Below are 23,058 nucleotides of genomic sequence, written 5' to 3'. Positions count from 1 at the left end.
CCTTGCCCCGCGTCGGGAGCCTTTCATGTTCGCCCTTGATCGAGCGCTGGCTCAGGACATCGTCGACCGGGCGATGGCCATTCTGCCGTACAACGTCAATGTCATGGACTACTTGGGCATCATTATCGGCAGCGGCGATCCAGAGCGTTTGTGCATCCGCCACGAGGGGGCACAACGGGTGTTGGCCAATGGTCAGGTGGTCGAGATCGATTCGCTGGCGGCGATGCGCCTGGGCGGTGTAAAACCGGGCGTCAATCTGCCCTTGATGCTCGACCATCAATTGGTGGGCGTGCTTGGCATCACCGGCGAGCCGGACGAGGTCCGGGTCTATGGCGAATTGGTGAAGATGACGGCTGAAATGCTCATGGAGCAACGTCGCCAGCAAGCCGACCTGCAATGGCGCGCGCAACGCAGTGAAGACCTGCTGGCTCGGCTGCTGTTGGCTGATTGCCCAGAAAGTCTGGTGGACGAAGCGCGGCAATTGGGCCTGCAACCGCATTTGCCGCGTCAGGCGGTGCTCATCCAGCTGGACGCACCAGGGGCGTTCGCCAGTCAGATTGCAACCTGGCTTGGCTCGCGTTACGCCGACAGTTGGTGCGTGCTGCGTGAGCCCACGTTGCTGTATTGGTGCCGCGCGGTGGGCAAGGAACGTGACGACGGCGTGCTGCTCAAGCAATTGGATGAGCACGGCTGGCCAGTCCTGCGCATGGCCACAGTGGGTCAATCTCCGGATTTGCCCACATTGCGCAATGCCTGCGCGGCGGCGCGCGATCTGCTGGACTACGCCACTCAGGCCAGACCGGGGCAACGCATTCTGCGTCTGGAGGCGCACCGTCTGCCGGTGCTGTTCTGGCGCTACCGCCATGACTGGCTGGCCGAAGAAGTGGCCGAGCCGATTGGCCGTTTGCACAATCATGTGCAACTGCTCGACACCCTGTGCAAATGGTTCGAGTACAGCGGCGAAAGCCAGGCCTGCGCCGAGGCCCTGGGCATTCATCGCAACAGCCTGCGCTACCGACTGGAGAAAATAGCCGAACTGACGGGCTGCGATCCCTACAAGACCGATGACCTGCTGCGCCTGTATCTGGGCGCGCAGATGATGGCTCGTCATGAATAAAAAGGTTTTTTGGTCAAATGCCCGATTGCCGATGCTGATCATTGTGCGCAGGGCAGGCGGCGAAACCGGGCCGGGATGAGAACATTCGGTATCGGATATGGAGAACAACAATGAAAATAGTCATCGCCCCCGACTCGTTCAAAGACAGCCTCAGCGCCCAAGCGGTGGCCGACGCCATCGCCAGCGGCCTTGCCGAAGTCTGGCCGCACGCAGAATTGATCAAATGCCCAATGGCTGACGGCGGGGAGGGCACCATCGAGGCATTGCTGGCGGCTTGCAACGGCGAACTGATGAGTGCCAGGGTCAATGGCCCGCTGGGGCAGCCGGTCGAAGCACAGTGGGGATGGCTGGCAGAAAGCCGGACCGCAATCATTGAAATGGCCATGGCCAGCGGCTTGCAATTACTCACCCTTGAGCAGCGCGATGCCTGTGTCACCAGCACCGCAGGCACCGGGCAGTTGATTCTTGTGGCGCTGGACGCCGGAGCCCGGCGCATCATTCTGGCAATCGGTGGCAGCGCAACCAATGACGGCGGCAGCGGCATGCTCGCGGCATTGGGCGCACGCTTTCTCGATGCCGACCACCAGCCGTTGCCGCCCGGCGGCCTGGCGCTTGCGAATCTCGCCCGCATCGACCTGAGCGGTTTCGATCCACGTCTGTCCGGGATGCGCGTCGAAATTGCCGCCGATGTCGACAATCCGCTGTGCGGGCCGAACGGCGCTTCGCACATCTTCGGCCCGCAGAAAGGGGCATCGCCCGAGCAGGTTATCGCGCTGGACGCAGCGCTTGGCTGTTTCGCCGATCATTCGGCGCATATCCTCGGCCTGGACCAGCGCAACAGCCCCGGCAGCGGTGCGGCAGGTGGAATGGGGTTTGCCGCTAAAGCGTATCTGAATGCCTCGTTTCGTCCCGGCGTCGAAGTGGTTGCCGACCTGACCGGGCTGGAGCAGGCGTTGATCGGTGCCGATCTGGTGATTACCGGCGAAGGTCGTTTCGACGCGCAAACCCTGCGTGGCAAGACGCCTCTGGGTGTGGCGCGGGTTGCGCAGCGCCAGCGCGTGCCGGTGCTTGTGCTGGCCGGTACGCTGGGCGAGGGTTACGAGCAGCTTTACCAGCACGGCATCAGCGCAGCCTTTGCGCTCACCAGCGGGCCGATGAGCCTTGAGCAGGCGTGCCGCGATACCCGTCGTTTGCTGCATGACCGCGCACGTGATGTGGCGCGGGTCTGGCAACTGGCGGCTCGTCACTGAGTGCGTCCCTGGAGGCACCGTCTGAACAGGACAATTCGGCAAGCGCGCGTGGTTTGTCGAGTAAAAACCCTAAATGATTGCTGACCGCTCTCAAGAGTTGTAGGACATGGGCGATACGCTGGCGGTTGTCTGACAACTTCCCGTCAAACACTGCCCTCCAAATAAAAAAGAGCCCTGGCCATGAACTTACGCAAACTCACTATCGCTCGTCGTGCCGGTCTGGGTTTTACCCTCATTTCCCTGTTGGTCGCATTGCTCGGCTGGTTTGCGTTGGCGCAGATGTCGACCATTCGCCAGAGCGAAGTGGCCGTCGAAACCAATTGGCTGCCAAGCATGCGAGTGGTCAATGATATCCGTGAAATCATGCTGCGCATCCGGACCATCTCCCTGCGCATGGCACTGGACACCGACCCTGCGAGCATTCCGACCTATCGCGGGCAACTGGACGTGCGTCTGGGCGACCTGAACAAGAAGCTGGACACCCTCAAGACCTTCGTCGACACCCCTGAAGAAAAGACCCTGAATGATCAGTTTCTGGTGACCATGGGCCAATACCGCACGGCGCTGGATCGCTCTTTCGTGCTGGCAGGCCAGGGCGACAGTGCCGGGCTGAACAAGCTGCTGCTGATCGACATGAAGCAGATTGTCGACGGCTCCGGCAAGCAGCTCAATGACCTGGCCGATTTCTATGTCACCAAGGTCGATGCCGAAGGCAAGTCGGCCGAGGCCCAGTACGACAAATCGCGCGATATCGTGATTATCTTCGTGGCCCTCGCTGCGCTGTGCACCATTGGCCTGGCGCTGTGGCTGACGCGTAGTATCGTCAGCCCGTTGCAGCGCGCAGTGACCGCTGCCGAGCAGGTTGCCGCAGGTGATCTGACGCACAGCATCGAGGTCGACGGCGAAGATGAAGTCACTCGCCTGTTGCGCGCCCTGGCATTGATGCAGGGCAACTTGCGTGACGCCATGCGTCATATCGGCAGTTCGGCCACGCAACTGGCCTCGGCCGCCACCGAACTCAACTCGGTCACCGAGGACAGCTATCGCGGGCTCAACCAGCAGAACGCCGAGATCGATCAGGCAGCCACTGCCATCAATGAAATGACTTCGGCAGTGGAAGAGGTGGCACGCAACGCAGTGTCCACCTCGGATGCTTCCAGCCAGTCCAGCAACTCGGCGCAGGCGGGCCAGACGCGGGTGATCGAGACCGTGCAGTCGATCGAGATACTGACCGATAACGTGCAGGCCACTTCAACGCTGGTGCAAAACCTGGCCAATCAGTCGCAGGACATTGGCAAGGTGCTGGATGTGATTCGTTCGATTGCCGAGCAGACCAATCTGCTGGCACTCAACGCAGCGATCGAAGCGGCGCGCGCCGGTGAGTCGGGGCGGGGCTTTGCGGTGGTGGCCGATGAAGTGCGGGCACTGGCGCATCGCACCCAGCAGTCAACGCTGGAAATCGACTCGATGGTCAATGCCATGCGCAGCGGTTCTGCCCAGGCGCTGGAATCGATGAACACCAGCCGCGAGCGCGCCAGCTCGACATTGTCGCTGGCCAAGGGCGCAGGCGAATCGCTGAGTGAAATTACTTCATCGATCAATCAGATTTCCGAGCGCAATCTGGTGATTGCCAGCGCGGCTGAAGAGCAGGCGCAAGTGTCGCGTGAAGTTGACCGCAACATCGTCAATATTCGTGATCTGTCCATGCAATCGACCCAGGGTGCCAACCAGATCAGCGCATCAAGCCATGAACTGTCGCGTCTGGCAGCGGACCTGAACCAGGTGGTCTTACGCTTCAAGGTGTAAAACCCTACATTGATACAGGTTGTGTCCGCTTGCCGACGAACGACCGGACGCGCATTATGCCCTCGGTCAAAACGACCTCCGGTACAGTCGGCACAACCTTATCGAAGGGGGCGGCATCGCGTCATGGACAATAATAATCACACTTTCAGCAGTTGGCTGCGCTCGCCAGCCCATCATCAATGGCTGGCACTGGAAGGCAACCGCCTGTTGGCCTTCGCCAAGGCATCCAGGCTGGAAAACGGCTTTGGCAGTCTTGACGACTACGGACGTCTGATGGTTGGTGCCACGGCCGAAACCATGAACACTGCACGCATGACTCACTGTTTTGCCATGGCCCATGCGCAAGGCATACCCGGCTGCGCCGCGCTGGTCGATCACGGGGTCGCCGCACTCAGCGGTCCGCTGCGCGATGCCGAGCACGACGGCTGGTTCAGCGCCGCACCCGAAGACGGCGGCAAGACCGACAAGCAGGCCTATCTGCACGCGTTCGTCGCGCTGGCCGCCAGCTCTGCGGTGGTGGCGGGGCGCCCTGGCGCTCAGGCGCTGCTGTCCGACGCCATTCAGGTCATCCAGACGCATTTCTGGAGCGAGCAGGAAGGCGCCATGCGCGAGTCGTTCGCGCAGGACTGGAGCCATGAAGAAGCCTATCGCGGCGCCAACAGCAACATGCACAGCACCGAAGCCTTTCTAGCGCTGGCCGACGTGACCGGCGATGCACAATGGCTCGATCGGGCGTTGAGCATTGTCGAGCGAGTAATCCATCAGCAGGCCGGGGCGAACAACTTTCAGGTCATCGAGCACTTCACCCAGGGCTGGCAACCGTTGCCCGACTACAACCATGACAACCCGGCCGACGGTTTCCGGCCTTTCGGCACCACGCCGGGGCATGCGTTCGAGTGGGCAAGGCTGGTGTTGCATCTTGAGACGGCGCGTCGTCACGCCGGGCGTTCCAGCCCCGACTGGCTGCTCGAAGATGCCCGTCAGCTGTTCGCCAATGCCTGCCGCTACGGCTGGGACGTGGACGGCGCACCAGGCATCGTTTATACCCTCGACTGGGGCAACAAACCGGTGGTTCGCCATCGTCTGCACTGGGTTCACTGCGAAGCCGCTGCGGCTGCCGCTGCGTTGTTGCAACGTACCGGCGAGCAACAGTATGAAGACTGGTATCGCTGTTTCTGGGAGTTCAACGAAACCCTGTTCATTGATCAGGAACATGGCAGTTGGCGTCATGAACTGAACGAGCTTAATCAGCCCAGTGCGGACATCTGGCCGGGCAAACCTGACCTGTACCACGCTTATCAGGCAACGTTGTTGCCGGTCCTGCCGCTTGCACCCAGCCTGGCCAGTGCTTTGGCGGGGCTAGAGTGATCATCAGGTAGCCTGGGCGTTCGAGTCTTACAGCGCAGGGATGCGCTTGTCAGTCAAGCGAATGATCTGCCGGGCCAGAAAGCTGCCGGTCAGGATCACACCGAACAAGCGCAAGGTCTGCATGGCCAGCACGAAGCCGACGTCGGCATGGGTATCAATGGCGATGATTGCCATCGTGTCCAGACCACCCGGACTGGTTGCCAGGTACACCGACAGATAATCCTTGTCCATCATCACCGCAATCAGCCAGGCCGAGAGCGCGCACAGCACGATCAGCAGCAGTGACGCGAGAATCATCATCGGCAGGCGTCTCCAGACGTATTGCACGGTCGGCCGGTCGAAGCGCAGCCCGACGTAGCAACCGATAGCGCCGTAACCGATGGGCAGCAGCCAGTCAGGAATGGTGATCTGCATCAGTCCGCTCAATTGCAGTGCGCCGCCCAGCATCAACGGCACCAGCAAGGCACCCGCCGGCAGGCGCGAACCCAGCACCACCCCGGTCACAATGACGGCAAGGCTCAGGCCCAGATCAGCCATGTTGAGGTCCTGCAGAACCGACGCGCTGCTGTGCAAATCTGCAGCAGGCGATGCGCCGATCAGATGACTCACCAGTGCGCCGATGGTCACGACACAGACCACCCGCACGTACTGCATGGTGGCGACGATCCGCGAGTCGGCCCCGTAATCCTCGGACATGGCGACCATTGCCGAGGCCGCACCTGGCGACGTGCCCCAGGCTGCCGTGTTGCTGGGTATACCGGCAAAACGCACCAGCACCAGCCCGACCACTGAGCTGAGCACCACCGTCAGAACGGTGGCCAGTAGCATGACGTGCCAGGAGTGCAGGGCGGTGAGCAGCACACTGACCGACATGGCATGGGCGATCAGTACGCCGACCGTGCCCTGGCCCAGTTGAAAGACGCTCTTGTGCATACGGATGGTGGCACCCGATACCCCAAAGCCGATGGCAACCAGCATCGGGCCAAGGAACATCGCAGCGGGCATATTGAACAGTTTGAGCAGTTGACCGGCAGTTCCGGCCATCAGGATCAGCGCTACCCATTGGGCCAGCGGGGAGAGTGTGGATATCGAAAAGCGTGAAGCCTGGGACAAGGACGTTCTCCTTGGTCGGTGTGAATTGCAGGTGGCCATTATCGACACCGTAATCAATCAAGTCTATTTTCTAATAGTCATGAATTGATAACTTTGGTTGATAGATATGGACCTGCGTGATCTCACCTATTTCGAAACCATCGCCGAGCTGGGTCACCTCGGACGAGCAGCCGAAAAGCTCAATCGCAGTCAGCCTGCGCTGACCAAAAGCATCCAGCGCCTGGAAGAATCGTTCGGCACGCGGCTGTTTCAGCGTGACGGTCGCCGAATCAAACTGACGCCGGTGGGCGAGTTGTTGCAGGCGCGAGGCAAGGAGTTGCAGCAAAGCATTGCGCAGACGCAGCGCGAAGTGAGGGATTTTGCCAGCGGCATGGTGGGCAACATCCGTGTCGGCTGCGCTGCGACGATGGCGGAATACCTGATGCCGAAACTGACCTCGGCCTTGTTGCAGCGCACCCCGGACGTCACCTTCAAGCTGGTCATAGGTCAGGATGACCTGCTGCGTGAGTCCCTGCGTTCAGGGCAACTGGACATGATCATCTGCGCCCTGGCCCCCGACAGCGACGACGTCACCAGCTTTGCCGTGCTCAAGGATGAAGCGGTAGTGATTGCCAGCAAGCACCACCCGATCTTCAAGACACCCTTGCAGATGAGCGACCTGTGCGCGTACCGCTGGGTATTGCCGCCAGTCAGCGTGTCGTCACGCAAATGGCTGGATACAACCTTCGCCGCGCACGGCCTGCCGCTGCCGACCGTACAGATCGAGGCCAACTCCATCTCGCTGCTGCCAGGGCTGATAGCGCAGAGCAACCTGCTCAGCTTCGTCGCCCGCGAGTCGCTGGAATTCGGTAAAACCATGCAACACCTGCGCGAAGTGCCCTTGGAACAAACCACCCTGAAACGCACCATCGGCGTCACCCTGCGCAAGGGCGGCTACCTGTCGCCCGCCGCAGAAGGCATGTTGCAAATGCTGCGCGACAACGGCGGGGACTTTCTGGGCTGGGGGTGAGCATGCCTTGCCAGCATCCGTCTGGCGATGCCTGTGACTCTCATATCAATGCTTGCGTTGCATCCAGTTCGTGACGCTCCGCGTCAACGCGTCAGATTCTTGCTACAGCGCAACGTCATGCCTTATCCGGAATCACTGCACATAAACAAAAGCGCTTTTTTATCGCAATGGCACTGACGACGCAGAGTGCGACGTAAGTGACGGCTGAGCCCTGGCGCTGATCCGGGGGATGCGAGGCAGGACGCCGAGCAAGCTGCACCGGGCCAAGGATGGCCCGTTGCAGCGACCCCCGGATCAGTGTCAGGGCGAAGGAACCCGACGAAGTCGGGCCGGAAACGGAGCTGCGGGCTAATGAGATGGTCAGCCCGATCCGAGAAACCCGGAGTGTCTACACTTTCCGGGTTTCTCTCTAACGTCGAGGAGATCACTCATGAAAAACGGCCTCAAGCTCTTAGGCATCGACATTGGTAAAAACAGTTTTCACCTCATAGGCCATGATGCAGGCGGCCACCAAGTATTACGCAAGTGCTTCAATCGCAATCGCCTTCTGCAGTTTGCGGCTCAGATTGAACCCTGCACCATTGCAATGGAGTCGTGCGGTGGCTCTCACTGGCTTGCCAGGAAACTCGCCTCGCTGGGGCACCGGGTGAAGTTGATTGCTCCGCAACATGTGAAGCCCTACGTGACGGGCAACAAGAATGACTTCATCGATGCCGAAGCTATATGCGAGGCGGCCTCCAGACCACGTACTCATTACGTTGCCGTCAAGACTGTGGAGCAGCAGGTACTTTCTGTACAACATCGTCTTCGCGAGTCACTGGTTTGCCACCGTACTGAAGCCATCAACAGGGTGCATGGTTTTTTGCTTGAGTTCGGAATTGCCTTGCCAGCCACCAAGGCAGCGATCGCCAAAGTGCCTGAGCTGATTGACGATTCACGTAGCGACCTGCCGCTGCAGTTCAAAAGGGTCATGGAGCATTTGCTGGAGGATATTCATCGCCTTGATACCGAAATAAAGGCCTGTGATGCGCAAATCAAGCAGCAACTGGCGCAAGACGATGCTGGTACACGCTTGATGACGATTCCTGGCATTGGTCCTATTACCGCCAGCGCATTTGTAGCGGATCTGGGTGACGCTTCCAATTTTCGAGCCTCACGAGACCTTTCCGCTTTTCTGGGGCTGGTTCCCAGACAGTTCTCTACAGGCGGGAGACCCGTATTGCTGGGTATCAGCAAGCGAGGTGACAGGCACCTGCGAACCTTGTTGGTGCAAGGTTCTCGAGCGCTCATGATTCGAATAGAACGCCGCGATAATGCCCTTGGGCAGTGGGTAAGAGACTTGTTGGCACGCAAGCATCCGAACAAGGTGGCATGTGCTTTAGCGAACAAGCTGGCAAGAATCGTATGGGCGGTGCTCAGACGAGGTAGCACTTACAACGCATCAATGATCTGAGTAGGACATAGGCGTACCGGCTTTTGCGACGCAGTGATGATGACGATAAACAGCTCATGGCCAGACTGAAAACCTGATAGGCAAAGCAGCCTTCGAGGCTTTAGGGATTTTTGAGGACAGTAAGGCGGCGAATACTCATCAAGGGCCGGGCAGCGAAATTGCCCAGAATGAGCCCGGATACATTAGCGCAAGCATGCTTTACCGCTCATCGAACTGCGATTGCAGGAGGTGGGCTGACCATACATTTGCCTACTTTGGCCCCATCAAAGTAGGTCGCCGAGGGGCGAAAAGGTGTCTTGAGTCGAGCCCGAATCTCACTGACTCGCAGAACCAACATGTGGCGCGAAGCGCCACAAAGAGGACGCAGAGCGTCCAGAACAGCATGCGACGCGGAGCGTCGCACGATAGTTGAAAAAACGCTTTTTTATCGCAATGGCACTGACGACGCAGAGTGCGACGTAAGTGACGGCTGAGCCCTGGCGCTGATCCGGGGGATGCGAGGCAGGACGCCGAGCAAGCTGCACCGGGCCAAGGATGGCCCGTTGCAGCGACCCCCGGATCAGTGTCAGGGCGAAGGAACCCGACGAAGTCGGGCCGGAAACGGAGCGGGGATTTTGCTGACTTTGATCCTTCACAGTCAGTCGCCGAGGGGCGAAAAGGTGACTTGAGTCGTAAACAAATATCACTGACATCGCAGAACCGCTGTGCGACGCACCACGTCATAGACCTGCGCCGCACGATAGTTGAGATAACGATGAGAGGTCTAAATACCGACAATAATCAAACACGCTCACTCAAGTACTTCGCCAGCGCCTCAGCCCCAAGCTCCACCGTCGAACTGGTTCCCGCCCAACTGCAGGCGAGCATCAGATTACGCGGCAGTTCAAAGTCCTCAACCGTAAAACCGTTCCGGTCCAGACCGTTGTCGTCATGAACGACCAGTTCGCGCAGCGAAGCCACCGGCTCAAAGTACACCCACACCGGCTTGTTCAACGCCACAGCCATACCCACTTCAAACGCAGTGCCCGAGTCCGGCTCCAGGCCGCGAAACACATTCAGATTGGCCAGCACCGCAGAACAGCGCTGAATCATCGCGACATTCATCGCATAAATCTGCCGCGCGGTTTCATGCAGCGTTTGCCCCGGCGTCACCTCGCTGTCGAACGGATACAGCCCTTCAAGCCCATGCGCCGCGCACAACGCCTTGAGGTAGCGACCGTACTCGATCGCATCGGGTCGAAACACGTCGAACCCAGCCAGATAAACCAATGGCGCTTGCATACCCGACTCTCTGCTGCCAACAATATCCCGCCAATACTACGACTGATGGCCTGGCAACGATACGCGCCATTGATCGGCCGACAGGCAAGCAAAGGGTTTTGCGCTGGAATCTGTACGGATAACCAGTATCCTTGGCAGGTCTGTCTATATGCTGTGTGGCACTGGCCTTGAATACTTCACCTCTCGACAACCCGTTTTATTACCTGGAAAACTTCCGCCAGGTGCTCGGCTGGATCGCGCAGCGTTACGACGATCTGCTCGATGCGTCCGAGCGTCGCTTTATCACCGAGTTCGCTGGTCTGCCAATGCCTGCCCAAGGCCTGCTGGTACGCATGGTGATGCGCAAAGGCGTGATGTTTCGGGCCAGTAAACTGAGTTATGCCGAGATCGGTGACCCCCACCAGGCCGTGTTGCCGCTGTTGCAACAGGATTGGGTCGACACCAGCCCGCCATTGGGCCTGAGCGAGCTGTTCCAGTTGCTGCGCCGGGACGAGCTGAGCCAGTGCTTCAAGGCCCACGCCGTCAAAGGTCCGGAGCGCAAGCATGAATGGCTGGAGCGCCTGCAGCCGTTGTATGAAACAGCGCAGCCGCTTGAACAATGGCATCCGCTGCTACCCGATGCAGTGTTCGGCCTGAAGATAATGCCGCTCTGTGATCGCCTGCGATTGCTGTATTTCGGCAACCTGTATCAGGAATGGTCGGAATTCGTTCTGGCCGATCTGGGTATCTATCGGTACGAAAAAGTCGAGTTTTCGGCCGACTCGCGCGGTATCAACCAGCGCGACGACATCAACGTCTGCCTGCAACTGCACGCCTGCCGGGAAGCACTGGAAACCTGCGTCGAGTTGCATGCGCTGGCCGAGCGCGCCATCGCCATCGAATGCAGTAACCCGTGGCTGAACATGCGCCGCGCCAAACTGTTGTACCGCATCGGGCAACACGCCGAGCGCTTGCAGGACTGGCCGCTGGCCTTGTCGGTGTACCGTCAGTCCAACTATCCGGGGGCGCGCTCGCGGCAAATTCGCGTGCTGGAACGCAACGCCGAATACACCGAGGCGATGGCGCTGGTGGAGCAGGCCGGGCTTGCACCGGAGAGCGACGCTGAGGTTCAGCATCTGTCACGGGGCACGCCACGCCTGCAACGCAAGCTCGGCCTGACCGCAGCGCGTCGACCGGCTGCGCGGGTTGTTTCGCGGCTGGACGTGCAGGTCACGCCATCACCCGGAACCAGCGTCGAGCGTCTGATACGTCTGCACCTCGAAGAACAGCAGGGCGGGGAAGTGCACTACGTCGAGAACACGCTGATCAATTCGCTGTTTGGCCTGTTGTGCTGGCGGGCGATTTTTGCGCCCTTGCCGGGTGCGTTCTTTCATCCGTTTCACAGCGCCCCCAGCGACCTTTACAGTCCGGATTTTTACCAGCGTCGGGCAGCGCTGTTCGATGAGTGTCTGCTGCAACTGGAATCGAATGATTATCGGGTAACCATCCGCGAGCATTTCCAAAGCAAGTCCGGCCTGCAATCACCCTTCGTATTCTGGGGGGCACTGACACCGCAGTTGTTGGAGCAGGCGCTGCATTGCCTGCCGGCAGATCATCTGCGTTTGTGGTTTCGGCGTCTGCTGCAGGACATAAAGGCTAATCGCACAGGAATGCCCGACCTGATCCAGTTTTTCCCGGAGCAGCGCGGTTACCGAATGATTGAGGTAAAGGGGCCAGGTGATCGCCTCCAGGACAACCAACTGCGCTGGCTGGACTTCTGTGCCGAGCATGGCATGCCGGTGGAGGTGTGTTACGTGCAATGGGCTATGGAAAGCCCCGAAGTCGAAGTGTCGATCAATCAAGGCGCCTTGTCGTCGTCATGACCCATGTCAGTCGCCTTTTTTGAATCATGTGGCTGGCCATTCATGCCGTCTTTGCGAGCCGGTTCCGGGTCCATGCCTTTGGTGCCGGGGCTGGTACCCGGTGCGCCAGGGCTGGTACCGTCGACGTTCTTTTCAATACCGGTACCGGTTCCCGGCAGCGGCTGCATGCCGCTGTCTGGATGAGTCGGGCCGGTCGCGCCCGCCATGGCACCGGCGCTGGCACACGCCAGCAGTGTTGAGAGACTCAATGCTGCCAGTCGTTTATCCATCATGATGAAAACCTCTACGAGTGTGGTTGCTACAGCCATCGAGCGTCAGCACGGAAATGGGTGCTACACAGGAGGGTCACCGAGCAGCGGGCAGGGCATGTCCCTGTCCGCTCGCGCTGCCGCGTTACTGAGTCTTGGTTTTCTCGGTAACGTTGCTTTTGTCGTGCTTACCATGAGTCTTGTCGTGCTTCATCGAGCGTTCAGCAGCCGCTTCCTTGCTTTCAGTCTGTGCGCCCGGAGTTTCGGACGAGGTGCGGTCCATTGGCTGGGTGTTGGTGCCCGGCAGTTTGGTCGCGTTCTTGTTGATCGGCGTTTCAGGTGTAGTAGTTGTCGACTCGGCGAAGGCGACACCTGAAACAGCAGCCATCAGGCCAGCCAGGGTGAGGGCAGTCAGTTTGGTCTTGATCATGATGTTTACTCCGTTATTTTAAAGTACCCACATTGGTCATTGGCCAGTGGCCATAGGTGCCCTTGAACCCGACGAACGGTATTTTCTCCGCGATTCTTTGGCCGTGCAACGCAGCTAGCGCAGTCGCTGATTTATTGCGCCTGATCAGGCGACTTGAACCGGGTTTTTAGCTTATTTGGCTATAACGTGACCGACAGGTCGCTCAGGTCGATTATTAAAATGCACACTTTCTTACACTTTTATAACGTAGGTGGCGTTCTGCCATTTCCTTAGGGGTGGCATAACGCTATTCAGCATGCGGTGTGGTGACTGCCCCGTAAACACTAGGCGATAGCAGATTCATAGCTGCCGTCAACGCATAAAAACAGCATCAAAAAAGTTCCCGGTCCTACACGATTCGTTTGATTGTCATTAAACAGCAACATTTCAGGTTTTAAATCCGCCTCGGGCCTCCTTAACTGGGCCACCACACAATCTCCTGGACTGAGGTATTACCGTGATACTGCTGACTAAAAAACGCTTGTCGCTTCTGATCGCTTCGCTGTGCCTCAGCGGTGTGGCCCACGCGACTGACGTAACCGGCGCTGGTTCGAGTTTCGTTTTCCCGGTTATTTCGGCGTGGTCCCAGGACTACAGCAAAAGCAACGATTCCAAAAATCGCATCAACTACCAGTCCATCGGTTCGGGCGGTGGTATCGCTCAGATCAAGGCGGCTACCGTTGACTTCGGCGCATCCGATGCCCCGATGTCCGCTGAGGACCTGCAAGCCGGTGGCCTGGGTCAGTTCCCGAGCGTGATCGGCGGTATCGTGCCGATCGTCAACGTCGAAGGCGTTGAAAGCGGTGAGTTGAAACTGGACGGCGCATTGCTTGCCAAGATCTTCATGGGCGAAGTCAAGAAGTGGAACGACCCTGCAATCGTCGCTCTGAACCCAGGCGTCAAGCTGCCTGAGACCGCGATCACTGTTGTTCACCGTTCGGACGGCTCGGGCACTACCTACAACTTCACCAACTACCTGAGCAAAGTCAGCCCGGAGTGGAACGAGAAGCTGAAGTTTGGTTCGACCGTGCAATGGCCTGCCGGTGTGGGCGGTAAAGGTAACGAAGGTGTTTCTGCCTACGTGAAGCAGATCAAGGGTTCGATCGGCTACGTCGAGTACTCGTACGCGGTCACCAACAAGCTGTCCTACACCCAGTTGAAGAACGCTGCCGGCAAATTCATCAAGCCAGACGCCAAGGCTTTTGCTGCTGCTGCCGACTCGGCCAAGTGGGAAGATGCCAAGGACTTCAACCTGATCATGACCAACGCTCCGGGTGACACCGCGTGGCCAATCACCGCTACCACCTGGATCATCATGTACAAGAAAGCCAAGAACGAAGAGAAAAGCGCTGCTGCTTTCGACTTCTTCAAATGGTCCCTGGAAAACGGCCAGCAACAGGCCGAGAAACTGGACTATGTCGCTTTGCCGAAATCGCTGGTTGATCGCGTAGAGAACTACTGGAAAACGGAATTCACCAAGTAAGTGATTCAACCCGTACCACCCCTGTCATCAGCCGCGATATCGGCTCGGTGACAGGGGCTTTTCCTTGCGAGTGGCCTCAACATGACTGAAAACACCCAATACCTGTCCGCGAATGTCTCCGCTGGTGAGTCCGAGGGCGAGAAACGCGCCAAACGGGATCATCGTCATGACCTGTGGTTCAAGCGTTCATTGCAGGCCGCAGCGATGCTGGTGCTTGCTTTGCTGGGTTGTATCGCCCTGTCGACCCTGTGGGGCGGCAGTCTGGCATTTCAGACCTTCGGGTTTGAGTTTCTGACCAGCACCGAGTGGGACGTGAACGCCGGCAAGTTTGGCGCGCTGGTTCCGATCTACGGTACCCTGGTGACCTCTTTTCTGGCTTTGCTGATCGCCGTTCCGGTGAGTTTCGGCATTGCGATCTTTCTGACCGAAGTGGCTCCGCCTTGGCTGCGGATGCCGATTGCCTCTGCAATCGAATTGCTGGCAGGGATACCTTCGATCATCTACGGCATGTGGGGGCTGTTCGTGTTCGGCCCGTTCATGGCTGAGCACTTGTCACCCTGGATCACCGAAAACCTCGGCGCACTGCCGCTGATCGGCCCGATGTTCCAAGGCCCGCCATTGGGCATCGGCATGCTGACCGCCGGTATCGTACTGGCGATCATGATTACCCCGTTCATTACCTCGGTCATGCAGGAAGTTTTCCGCACCGTGCCCGTTGCGCTCAAGGAGTCTGCTTACGCACTGGGTGGCACCACCTGGGAAGTTGTCTGGGACATCGTGCTGCCTTACACCCGTTCGGCAGTGGTCGGTGGCATTTTCCTCGGTTTGGGACGCGCGCTGGGCGAAACCATGGCAGTGACCTTCGTACTGGGTAACGCCCACCAGTTCTCTGCATCGCTGATGATGCCGAGCAGTTCCATTGCCTCGGTGATCGCCAACGAGTTCAACGAGGCCTACACCGACTTGCACCGTTCGGCATTGATTGCACTGGGCTTCCTGCTGTTTATCGTCACCTTCATCGTGCTGGCCCTTGCACGTCTGATGCTGTCGCGCCTTTCGCGTAAGGAGGGGTTATGAGTAAGGACATGACGGGCAGCGAGCGTATTTACCGGGCTCGCAATTTCAAGAACAAGATTGCGATGGTGCTCAGTTGTGGCGCCACTGCGTTTGGCCTGTTGTGGCTGGTCTGGATCCTGCTGACCACTATCATCAAAGGCATCGATGCGCTCAACCTGCAGTTGTTTACCGGCATGACGCCACCACCTGGCACTGAGGGTGGTCTGGCCAACGCGTTCTACGGCAGCGTTCTGATGTCCGGCATCGGCCTGCTGATCGGCACACCGATCGGCCTGATGGCCGGCATCTGGCTGGCCGAGTTTGCCCGCTACACCAAGTTGGGCAACACTGTGCGCTTCATCAACGACATCCTGCTGTCGGCACCGTCCATTGTGCTCGGCCTGTTCGTTTACACCGTTGTGGTGTTGCCGCTCAACGCGGTCACAGGCCATCAGGTGGGCTTTTCGGCACTGGCCGGTGCCTTGGCGCTGGCGCTGCTGGTCATCCCGGTTGTGGTGCGCACCACCGACGAAATGATGCAACTGCAACCCTCGACCATGCGTGAAGCTGCGCTGGCACTGGGTGTGCCGCAATGGAAGCTGACCCTGCAAATCGTTCTGCGCGCCGCCAAGGCGGGCGTGGTCACAGGTGTCCTGCTGGCGCTGGCACGTATCACCGGCGAAACCGCGCCGCTGTTGTTTACCGCTTTCGGCAACCAGTTCTGGAGCAGCGATCTGCTCAAACCAATCGCCAGTGTTCCGGTGGTGGTTTTCCAGTACGCAATGAGCCCGTTTGAAGACTGGCACTCCCTCGCATGGGCCGGTGCACTGGTCATGACGCTGTTCGTACTGATACTGAGTCTGCTGTCTCGCTTAATTCTTCTGCGCAATAGGGCGTCCTGATGAACAACCTTTCCCTGGCCAACGAAAAAACCAAGATCCAAGTGCGCGGTCTGGAGTTTTTCTACAACAACCAGAAGTCGTTGAAGTCCATCGACATGACCATTCCCGAGAAGCGCATCACTGCGATCATCGGCCCGTCGGGTTGCGGTAAATCGACCCTGCTGCGCGTATTCAACCGTATCTACGCGATGTACCCGAAACAGGAAGCGCGCGGCGAAGTGCTGCTCAATGGCGAGAACATCCTGGCGCCGGGCTATTCGATGAACCGCCTGCGCAGTCATGTGGGCATGGTGTTCCAGAAGCCTGTGCCGTTCCCGATGTCGATCTACGACAACATTTCCTACGCCATCAAGCACCACGAAAAACTGTCGCGCCGCGAAATGGAAGATCGCGTCGAACAAGCTCTGCGTGGTGCCGCATTGTGGGATGAGGTCAAGGACAAGCTTAAACAGAGCGCGACCGGTCTGTCCGGCGGTCAGCAGCAGCGTCTGTGTATCGCCCGTACCATCGCGCTGCGCCCGCAGGTGTTGCTGCTGGATGAGCCGACTTCCGCGCTCGATCCGATTTCGACCGGTCGTATCGAACAACTGATCACCGAGCTCAAAGAGCAGTTCACCGTGATCATCGTGACCCACAACATGCAACAGGCGGCGCGCTGCTCGGACTACACGGCGTTCATGTTCATGGGCGAACTGATCGAGCATGGCGACACTGACACCATCTTCACCAAACCCTCCAAGACCCAGACCGAAGATTACATCACCGGTCGTTTCGGCTGATCAACCGGCCAGGGCGGGCGCCTCCCGGCGCTCGCTCATGAATGCCTCGATCCTGCTGCGCAACCAGCGCTCGGCAGGGTCGCTGTCCATCACACTCAGCCATGTCATCGACAGGTCCAGCCCCGGCGTAGGGAAGGGCAGTGGCTCGTCATACAGCAGCCCCAGCGCACTCATGGCGCTTGCCGCGTAGTCGGACAACCCCGAAATCAGGTCAGTGCCGGCCATCAGCGCGGGCAGGGTGGCGAACTGTGGTACCGACAACACTACCTGGCGCTTGCGACCCAGCGCAGTCAGCCATTCATCCGCAAAGCTGCTGACACTCGCCACATGCGACACCACAACGTGCGGGCGCGAGCAGTATTCGTCCATGCTCATGGGGCCTGAAGGCTTGTCGGCCCGCACCAGGCGCGGCTGCACATTGCGCAGCGTCTTGCGCTTGGCATTGGCCGGCAGCTCGCGGGTCAGGCAGACACCTACGGTGATGTCGCCGGACATCAGCACCTCGGAAATATTCAGGTAATCGACGTGCTTGACCACAATCACCACCCCCGGCGCTTCCTCGCGGATGGCCTTGAGCATGGCTGGCAGCAAGCCGAATTCGACGTCATCGCTCAAGCCGATGCGGAAGGTCATCTTGCTGACCGAAGGCTCGAAATCGGTGGTCAGGCTCAGCGCCGTGGACATGGCGTCCAGCGCGGGCGTGAGGTGCTTGAGAATTTCGTGGGCGCGGGCGGTGGGCTCCATGCGATGGCCAACCCGGATGAACAGCGGGTCATTGAGCAGGTTGCGCAGGCGGTTCAGGGCGGCGCTTATCGTGGGTTGGCCAAGGAACAGCTTTTCCGCTGCGCGAGTCACGTTTCGTTCCTGCATCAAGGTCTCGAAGACGACCATCAGATTGATGTCGGCTTTGCGCAGCTCGTTTCGATTCATTGCTATTCCTTGGCATCATGCCCTGCTGGCCACGACGGCCCCTAGGCTCTGTACGAAAAGTGGCTGCGCTCGGTGATGCTGCGTTAAAAACAGGCTCGGAATGCTCATTTACAACCCGTAGACTCCGCTTCCTCGCCTGTTTTTGCCTTGCCTGACCTTCGCTCGCCGACTTTTCGTACAGAGCCTAACAGACGGCTCAGTCTAGGCAAGCGCTGCCGCAAGCGTCCAGCCTTTTGCCCTCTACGGACGTGCCTGACGAAACGTCTGCTTACGGTTCGTCAGTAGGAAAAGGGCGAATCTGTTGTGGGAAACAGGGTCTACTTGCAGGTCTGCCGCCAGCGGTCCGGCGGTTCAAGCATTTGATTCCATTTACAGGAGGTGCCCCTTATGCGGGCTGCAAAGATTGCCGGTGTGTTGATGTCTCTGACGCTATCAGCCACGGCGCTGGCTGAAACGCCAAGCTACGGTCAGCAACTGGAAGGCTTCGATTATCCTCATCCGCTCCTGAAATTCCCGTTCGAGTCGCAGGGCCAGTCTCTGGAAATGGGCTACATGGATGTCAAACCCACCGGCAAGGCCAATGGTCGCACTGCGGTGCTGATGCATGGCAAGAACTTCTGCGCCGCCACCTGGGAAGACACCATCAAGGGGTTGAGTGCTGCGGGCTACAGGGTTGTCGCGCCGGACCAGATCGGCTTCTGCACCTCGACCAAACCCGAGCACTATCAGTACAGCTTCCAGCAACTGTCGATGAACACCCACGCGCTGCTTGAGAAGCTGGGTGTCGACAAGGCCTCGGTTGTCGGCCATTCCACTGGCGGCATGTTGGCCACACGCTACGCACTGATGTACCCGAAACAGACCGAAAAACTGGTGATGGTCAACCCGATCGGGCTGGAGGACTGGAAGGCGCTCGGCGTGCCCTATCGCAGTATCGATCAATGGTACGAACGCGAGCTGAAAACCACCGCCGAGGGCATTCGCGCCTACGAGCAGAAGACCTATTACGACGGCCGCTGGAAGCCCGAGTATGACAAATGGGTGGATATGCTGGCCGGTCTGAACAAGGGGCCGGGGCACAAGATCGTTGCCTGGAACTCGGCGCTGATCTACGACATGATTTTCACCCAGCCGGTGTTCTACGAGTTTGCAAAGTTGCAGGTGCCGACCGTGTTGATGATCGGCGATGCGGATACAACGGCCATCGGCAGCGACATCGCGCCGCCGGAGGTCAAGGCCAGAATCGGTCAGTACAAGGTGCTGGGCAAGCAGGTCGCGCAGATGATTCCGGGCGCCAGGCTCGTCGAGTTCAAGGGCATGGGTCATGCTCCACAGATGGAAGACCCGGCGGGCTTCAACACATCGCTGGTGTCTGAACTCAAGTAAGCCGCTGGCAGCCCCGCGACAACCTGATCTGTCAGTGATCAGGTTGTCGCTCAGACCCTAGACCGCAATTTCCACCCGTTCGCCGTTCAGGCGCACCGGCCAGACTTCCAGGCGCTGTTCCGGGTACTCGATGCAACTGCCGTCGTGCAGGCGAAAATGCTGCTTGTACAGCGGCGAGGCAATAACCAGCTCACCCGCAATCTGGCCAGTCAGCCCACGTCCGATCACATTCGCACCGGATTTCGGGTCGCGGTTGTCGATGGCAAACAATTGCTCTCCTTGCGCTGTGTCAGGTAGATAGAACAGCGCTAACTGTTTCCCGTCCAGCCAGGCCACCACGCCGGAATTGGCGACCAGGTCCTTGCGCTCACACAGGGCATACCAGTGCAGATGCAGCGCGCAAGAGCTGTTTTCTTCAGTCCACGTTGTTTCAGGCGAATTCATTACACCACCTCCTTGAACAACGGAATAAGCGCCAGTTCTTCAGGTTTTGCCGGGCGACGCTGAGCGCGTTCCTTGACGAAGTGCACGTCGGGGTCGCTGCGCCCGTCGTTGACGAAGGTGCGGAAGCGCTTGAGTTTTTCCGGGTCCTTGAGGGCATTGGCCCACTCGCACTCGTAGCGATCCACCACCAGTTGCATCTGCGATTCAAGCTCGGCTGCCAGGCCCAGGCTGTCATCGAGAATCACCGCTTTGAGGTAGTCCAGGCCACCTTCCAGTGTTTTTCGCCACACCGAGGTGCGCTGCAGCTTGTCGGCGGTGCGGATGTAGAGCATCAGGAAGCGGTCGATGTAACGGATCAGGGTCTCGTCATCCAGATCAGTGGCGAACAGCTCGGCGTGGCGCGGGCGCATGCCGCCGTTGCCGCACAGGTACAGGTTCCAGCCATTCTCGGTGGCGATCACACCAACGTCCTTGCTCTGTGCTTCGGCGCATTCGCGGGTGCAGCCGGACACTGCGAACTTGAGTTTGTGTGGCGAACGCAGGCCCTTGTAACGATCTTCGATGCGTAACGCCATGGCGACGCTGTCCTGCACGCCATAGCGGCACCAGGTGCTGCCGACGCAGGACTTCACCGTGCGGGTCGATTTACCGTAGGCATGCCCGGTCTCGAAACCGGCGGCGATCAACTCGCTCCAGATGTCTGGCAACTCGTGCAATTGCGCGCCAAACAGATCGATACGCTGGCCGCCGGTGATCTTGGTGTACAGGTCGTATTTCTTGGCCACCGCGCCAATCGCGATCAACCCGTCGGGGGTGATTTCGCCACCTGGAATGCGCGGCACGACCGAGTAAGTGCCGTTTTTCTGCATGTTGGCCATGAACGTGTCGTTGGTGTCCTGCAATGGCACCAGCGAAGGCTCGGTGATCGGACGGTTCCAGCATGAGGCGAGAATCGAGCCGACCGCAGGCTTGCAGATGTCGCAGCCATGCGCGCCCTTGCCGTGCCGATCCAGCAGTTCATCGAAGCTTTCGATGCCTTCGACGCGCACGATCGAGTACAACTCCTGGCGGGTGTAGGCGAAGTGTTCGCAGAGGCTCTTGTCCACCGCCACGCCACGGGCAATCAGTTCATGTTCGAACACCTGCTTGAGCAGCGCCGTACAGCCGCCGCAACCGGTGGCGGCCTTGGTGCAGGCCTTGATCCCGGCCAGGTCGGTGCAGCCATTGTCGATGGCTGAACAGATCGAGCCTTTGCTGACGTTATGACAGGAACAGATGGTCGCTGTGGCGGGCAGGGCATCGGCGCCCAGCGTCGGCGCACCTTCGCCACGCGGCAGGATCAGGCTGGACGGGTCGGCTGGCAGGGTGATGCCGTTCTGCGCGTACTGCAGCAGTGTGTCGTAATAACTGTTGTCGCCGACCAGCACAGCGCCGAGCACCTGCTTGCCGTCGGCCGACACCACCAGGCGCCTGTAACTGCCGCTGGCCTCGTCGATAAAGCGATAGCTTACGGCCCCGGCCAGCGCACCGTGCGCATCACCGATAGAGCCCACGTCTACGCCCAGCAGTTTGAGCTTGGTGGACATGTCGGCGCCGAAGAACGCGTCGGTTTCTTTTCCGCACAACTGCGCTGCCACGCCACGGGCCATCTGATAGCCGGGGGCAACCAGACCGAACACACTGCCGTTCCAGGCCGCGCATTCGCCAATTGCATAGATATCGGCGTCGCTGGTGCGGCAGTGTTCGTCGATGGCAACACCGCCGCGCGGGCCGAGTTCCAGCGCGCACTGCCGGGCCAGCGAATCCTGCGGACGAATACCGGCGGAAAACACGATCAGATCGGTTTCCAGAAATTCGTCGTTGGCAAAATTCATCCGATAGCGATATTGCTTGCCGTCGCTGATCGATTGCGTGGCGCGGGACAGATGCACACCGACCCCCAACGCTTCGATGCGCGCTTTCAGCGCGGCACCGCCGTGCTCGTCCAGCTGCACCGGCATCAGGCGCGGGGCAAATTCGACGACATGGGCTTCAAGGCCGAGTGACTTCAACGCATTGGCCGCCTCCAGCCCCAGCAAGCCACCACCAACCACCACGCCGCGTTTTGCTTTAGAGGCGGCGTAACGAATGGTGTCCAGGTCTTCGAGGGTGCGGTAGACCAGCCGGGAATTACCCTGCGCGCCTTCGATAGGCGGCACGAACGGATAGGAACCGGTGGCCAGGATCAGTTTGTCGTAACAGAAACAGCCTTCTGCGGTAATGATCTCGTGACGGCCACGGTCGATCTCCAGCACCGGTACGCCCAGGTGCAAGGTGAGGCCGGCTTGCTCGTACAAGGCCATTTCACTCATGGCCAGCGATTCGGCATCGCGCCCGGTGAAATACTCGGACAGGTGCACACGATCATAGGCACGCTGAGACTCCTCGCCGAAAACGTGAATACGATAATGCTCAAGCGCGCCGCCTTCGATCAACTGCTCGACGCAATGATGACCGACCATGCCATTACCGACGACGATCAGGGTTTTTACATCAGTGCGGGGGAAGACTGTGGTGTTCATAGCGAGTCCCGGCCAAGGCCAATCAGGTTTTTTGAAGCAAAAAAAAGGCGCCCGGAACCTTTCGGTCCCAGGCGCCTTTGCCTGTTCTCTTAGTGGAGTTTCTGAGCGCCATCGAGCGACGTTGCCGGATGCACCTCAATAGCCCTCTGGCCTCTACGAGACTGGCGATCGACATCGATCAACCGGAGCAAGCCCGACCACATTCAGGGTAGGGTTATGTCGAGTCATGCAGAGGTTGTGCCAGTTTGTGGCTGGGGCCGCCTCGCTGCGTTGTCGGGGTGTTTGCGGGGTAATATGCCTGCACAGTCCGCTCCGGTATTGCCCTGGATTGGTGCGTATGACCTGTTCGCTGTCTCAAATGCGGTCGAGATAATGCTTCGCGTGGTGATTCAGGTTGTGACGCTCAGCGTCAGGGCGAAGGAACCCGACGAAGTCGGGCCGGAAACGGAGCCGGGATTTTGCTTGCTTTGATCCTTCAAAGTCAGTCGCCGAGGGGCGAAAAGGTGACTTGAGTCGGAACACATACAACTGACATAGCAGA

The 23,058-nt window shown here is 59.1% G+C and carries 19 protein-coding genes; 12 read left to right on the top strand and 7 right to left on the bottom strand.

From position 1 onward, the window contains the following. The first annotated feature begins 25 nt into the window (after positions 1–25). The 4 genes from PSPTO_RS16975 (at position 26) to PSPTO_RS16960 (ending at position 5,541) form a co-directional block, all read left to right on the top strand. Complete coding sequence (locus tag PSPTO_RS16975) at positions 26–1,117, top strand: sugar diacid recognition domain-containing protein (protein ID WP_011104474.1); 1,092 nt, start codon at positions 26–28, stop codon at positions 1,115–1,117. 110 nt (positions 1,118–1,227) lie between these two features. After that, positions 1,228–2,367, top strand: coding sequence for a glycerate kinase (locus PSPTO_RS16970; protein WP_011104473.1), 1,140 nt, complete (start codon positions 1,228–1,230; stop codon positions 2,365–2,367). Positions 2,368–2,547: 180 nt separating this feature from the next. Then, positions 2,548–4,173, top strand: a complete 1,626-nt coding sequence (locus tag PSPTO_RS16965) for a methyl-accepting chemotaxis protein (protein WP_005767285.1) — start codon at positions 2,548–2,550, stop codon at positions 4,171–4,173. A gap of 123 nt (positions 4,174–4,296) precedes the next feature. Then, positions 4,297–5,541 carry an AGE family epimerase/isomerase gene (locus PSPTO_RS16960; protein WP_011104472.1) on the top strand — a complete coding sequence of 415 codons (1,245 nt, stop codon included), beginning with the start codon at positions 4,297–4,299 and terminating at the stop codon, positions 5,539–5,541. A gap of 27 nt (positions 5,542–5,568) precedes the next feature. Here PSPTO_RS16960 and PSPTO_RS16955 read toward each other — a convergent pair whose 3' ends face one another. Next, a complete protein-coding gene (locus PSPTO_RS16955; RefSeq protein ID WP_046463326.1) occupies positions 5,569–6,654 on the bottom strand; it encodes an AbrB family transcriptional regulator in 1,086 nt (361 codons plus the stop codon). 106 nt (positions 6,655–6,760) lie between these two features. Here PSPTO_RS16955 and PSPTO_RS16950 point away from each other — a divergent pair, with 106 nt between their 5' ends. Together PSPTO_RS16950 and PSPTO_RS16945 are read left to right on the top strand one after the other, a co-directional pair. Next, positions 6,761–7,663 carry a LysR family transcriptional regulator gene (locus PSPTO_RS16950; RefSeq protein ID WP_005767282.1) on the top strand — a complete coding sequence of 301 codons (903 nt, stop codon included), beginning with the start codon at positions 6,761–6,763 and terminating at the stop codon, positions 7,661–7,663. A gap of 430 nt (positions 7,664–8,093) precedes the next feature. After that, a complete protein-coding gene (locus PSPTO_RS16945; protein WP_011104469.1) occupies positions 8,094–9,116 on the top strand; it encodes an IS110-like element ISPsy7 family transposase in 1,023 nt (340 codons plus the stop codon). Between the two features lie 780 nt (positions 9,117–9,896). On the opposite strand, the gene PSPTO_RS16940 is transcribed toward PSPTO_RS16945, so the two are convergent. After that, a complete protein-coding gene (locus PSPTO_RS16940; protein WP_011104468.1) occupies positions 9,897–10,397 on the bottom strand; it encodes a nucleoside 2-deoxyribosyltransferase in 501 nt (166 codons plus the stop codon). 131 nt (positions 10,398–10,528) lie between these two features. Here PSPTO_RS16940 and PSPTO_RS16935 point away from each other — a divergent pair, with 131 nt between their 5' ends. Further along, a complete protein-coding gene (locus PSPTO_RS16935) occupies positions 10,529–12,259 on the top strand; it encodes a VRR-NUC domain-containing protein (protein ID WP_011104467.1) in 1,731 nt (576 codons plus the stop codon). Here PSPTO_RS16935 and PSPTO_RS16930 read toward each other — a convergent pair. Both PSPTO_RS16930 and PSPTO_RS16925 read right to left on the bottom strand, forming a co-directional pair. Next, on the bottom strand, positions 12,235–12,531 hold the full coding sequence (locus tag PSPTO_RS16930) for a hypothetical protein (protein ID WP_046463906.1): 297 nt from the start codon (positions 12,529–12,531) through the stop codon (positions 12,235–12,237). The two genes, PSPTO_RS16935 and PSPTO_RS16930, sit on opposite strands and share 25 nt — an antisense overlap. Positions 12,532–12,652: 121 nt before the next feature. Beyond that, a complete protein-coding gene (locus PSPTO_RS16925) occupies positions 12,653–12,937 on the bottom strand; it encodes a hypothetical protein (RefSeq protein ID WP_005770811.1) in 285 nt (94 codons plus the stop codon). Between the two features lie 496 nt (positions 12,938–13,433). On the opposite strand from PSPTO_RS16925, the gene pstS reads away from it, so the two are divergent. The 4 genes from pstS (at position 13,434) to pstB (ending at position 17,196) form a co-directional block, all read left to right on the top strand. Then, on the top strand, positions 13,434–14,459 hold the full coding sequence (gene pstS / locus PSPTO_RS16920) for a phosphate ABC transporter substrate-binding protein PstS (protein ID WP_005770813.1): 1,026 nt from the start codon (positions 13,434–13,436) through the stop codon (positions 14,457–14,459). 81 nt (positions 14,460–14,540) lie between these two features. After that, a complete protein-coding gene (pstC, locus tag PSPTO_RS16915) occupies positions 14,541–15,536 on the top strand; it encodes a phosphate ABC transporter permease subunit PstC (RefSeq protein ID WP_005770815.1) in 996 nt (331 codons plus the stop codon). After that, a complete protein-coding gene (pstA, locus tag PSPTO_RS16910) occupies positions 15,533–16,417 on the top strand; it encodes a phosphate ABC transporter permease PstA (RefSeq protein WP_005618859.1) in 885 nt (294 codons plus the stop codon). The genes pstC and pstA overlap by 4 nt, the downstream gene beginning before the upstream one ends. After that, positions 16,417–17,196: a phosphate ABC transporter ATP-binding protein PstB gene (gene pstB, locus PSPTO_RS16905; protein WP_002553918.1), complete on the top strand. Its 780-nt coding sequence runs from the start codon at positions 16,417–16,419 to the stop codon at positions 17,194–17,196. Before pstA ends, pstB begins: the two co-directional genes overlap by 1 nt. On the opposite strand, the gene PSPTO_RS16900 is transcribed toward pstB, so the two are convergent. Beyond that, complete coding sequence (locus PSPTO_RS16900) at positions 17,197–18,126, bottom strand: LysR family transcriptional regulator (RefSeq protein ID WP_005738213.1); 930 nt, start codon at positions 18,124–18,126, stop codon at positions 17,197–17,199. Between the two features lie 387 nt (positions 18,127–18,513). Between PSPTO_RS16900 and PSPTO_RS16895 the strand changes: the two genes are divergently transcribed. Further along, a complete protein-coding gene (locus tag PSPTO_RS16895; protein ID WP_007245931.1) occupies positions 18,514–19,512 on the top strand; it encodes an alpha/beta fold hydrolase in 999 nt (332 codons plus the stop codon). 57 nt (positions 19,513–19,569) lie between these two features. Here PSPTO_RS16895 and nirD read toward each other — a convergent pair whose 3' ends face one another. Together nirD and nirB are read right to left on the bottom strand one after the other, a co-directional pair. Then, entirely contained in the window at positions 19,570–19,956 is a 387-nt protein-coding gene (gene nirD / locus PSPTO_RS16890; RefSeq protein WP_011104465.1) for a nitrite reductase small subunit NirD, read from the bottom strand. After that, complete coding sequence (gene nirB, locus PSPTO_RS16885; protein WP_011104464.1) at positions 19,956–22,517, bottom strand: nitrite reductase large subunit NirB; 2,562 nt, start codon at positions 22,515–22,517, stop codon at positions 19,956–19,958. Before nirB ends, nirD begins: the two co-directional genes overlap by 1 nt. Positions 22,518–23,058: the final 541 nt, after the last annotated feature.

The sequence above is a fragment of the Pseudomonas syringae pv. tomato str. DC3000 genome, assembly GCF_000007805.1.
Taxonomy (GTDB): Bacteria; Pseudomonadota; Gammaproteobacteria; order Pseudomonadales; family Pseudomonadaceae; genus Aquipseudomonas; species Aquipseudomonas avellanae.
Note: the sequence above shows the minus strand (reverse complement) of the source record. Positions and strands in the feature narration are given on the sequence as shown.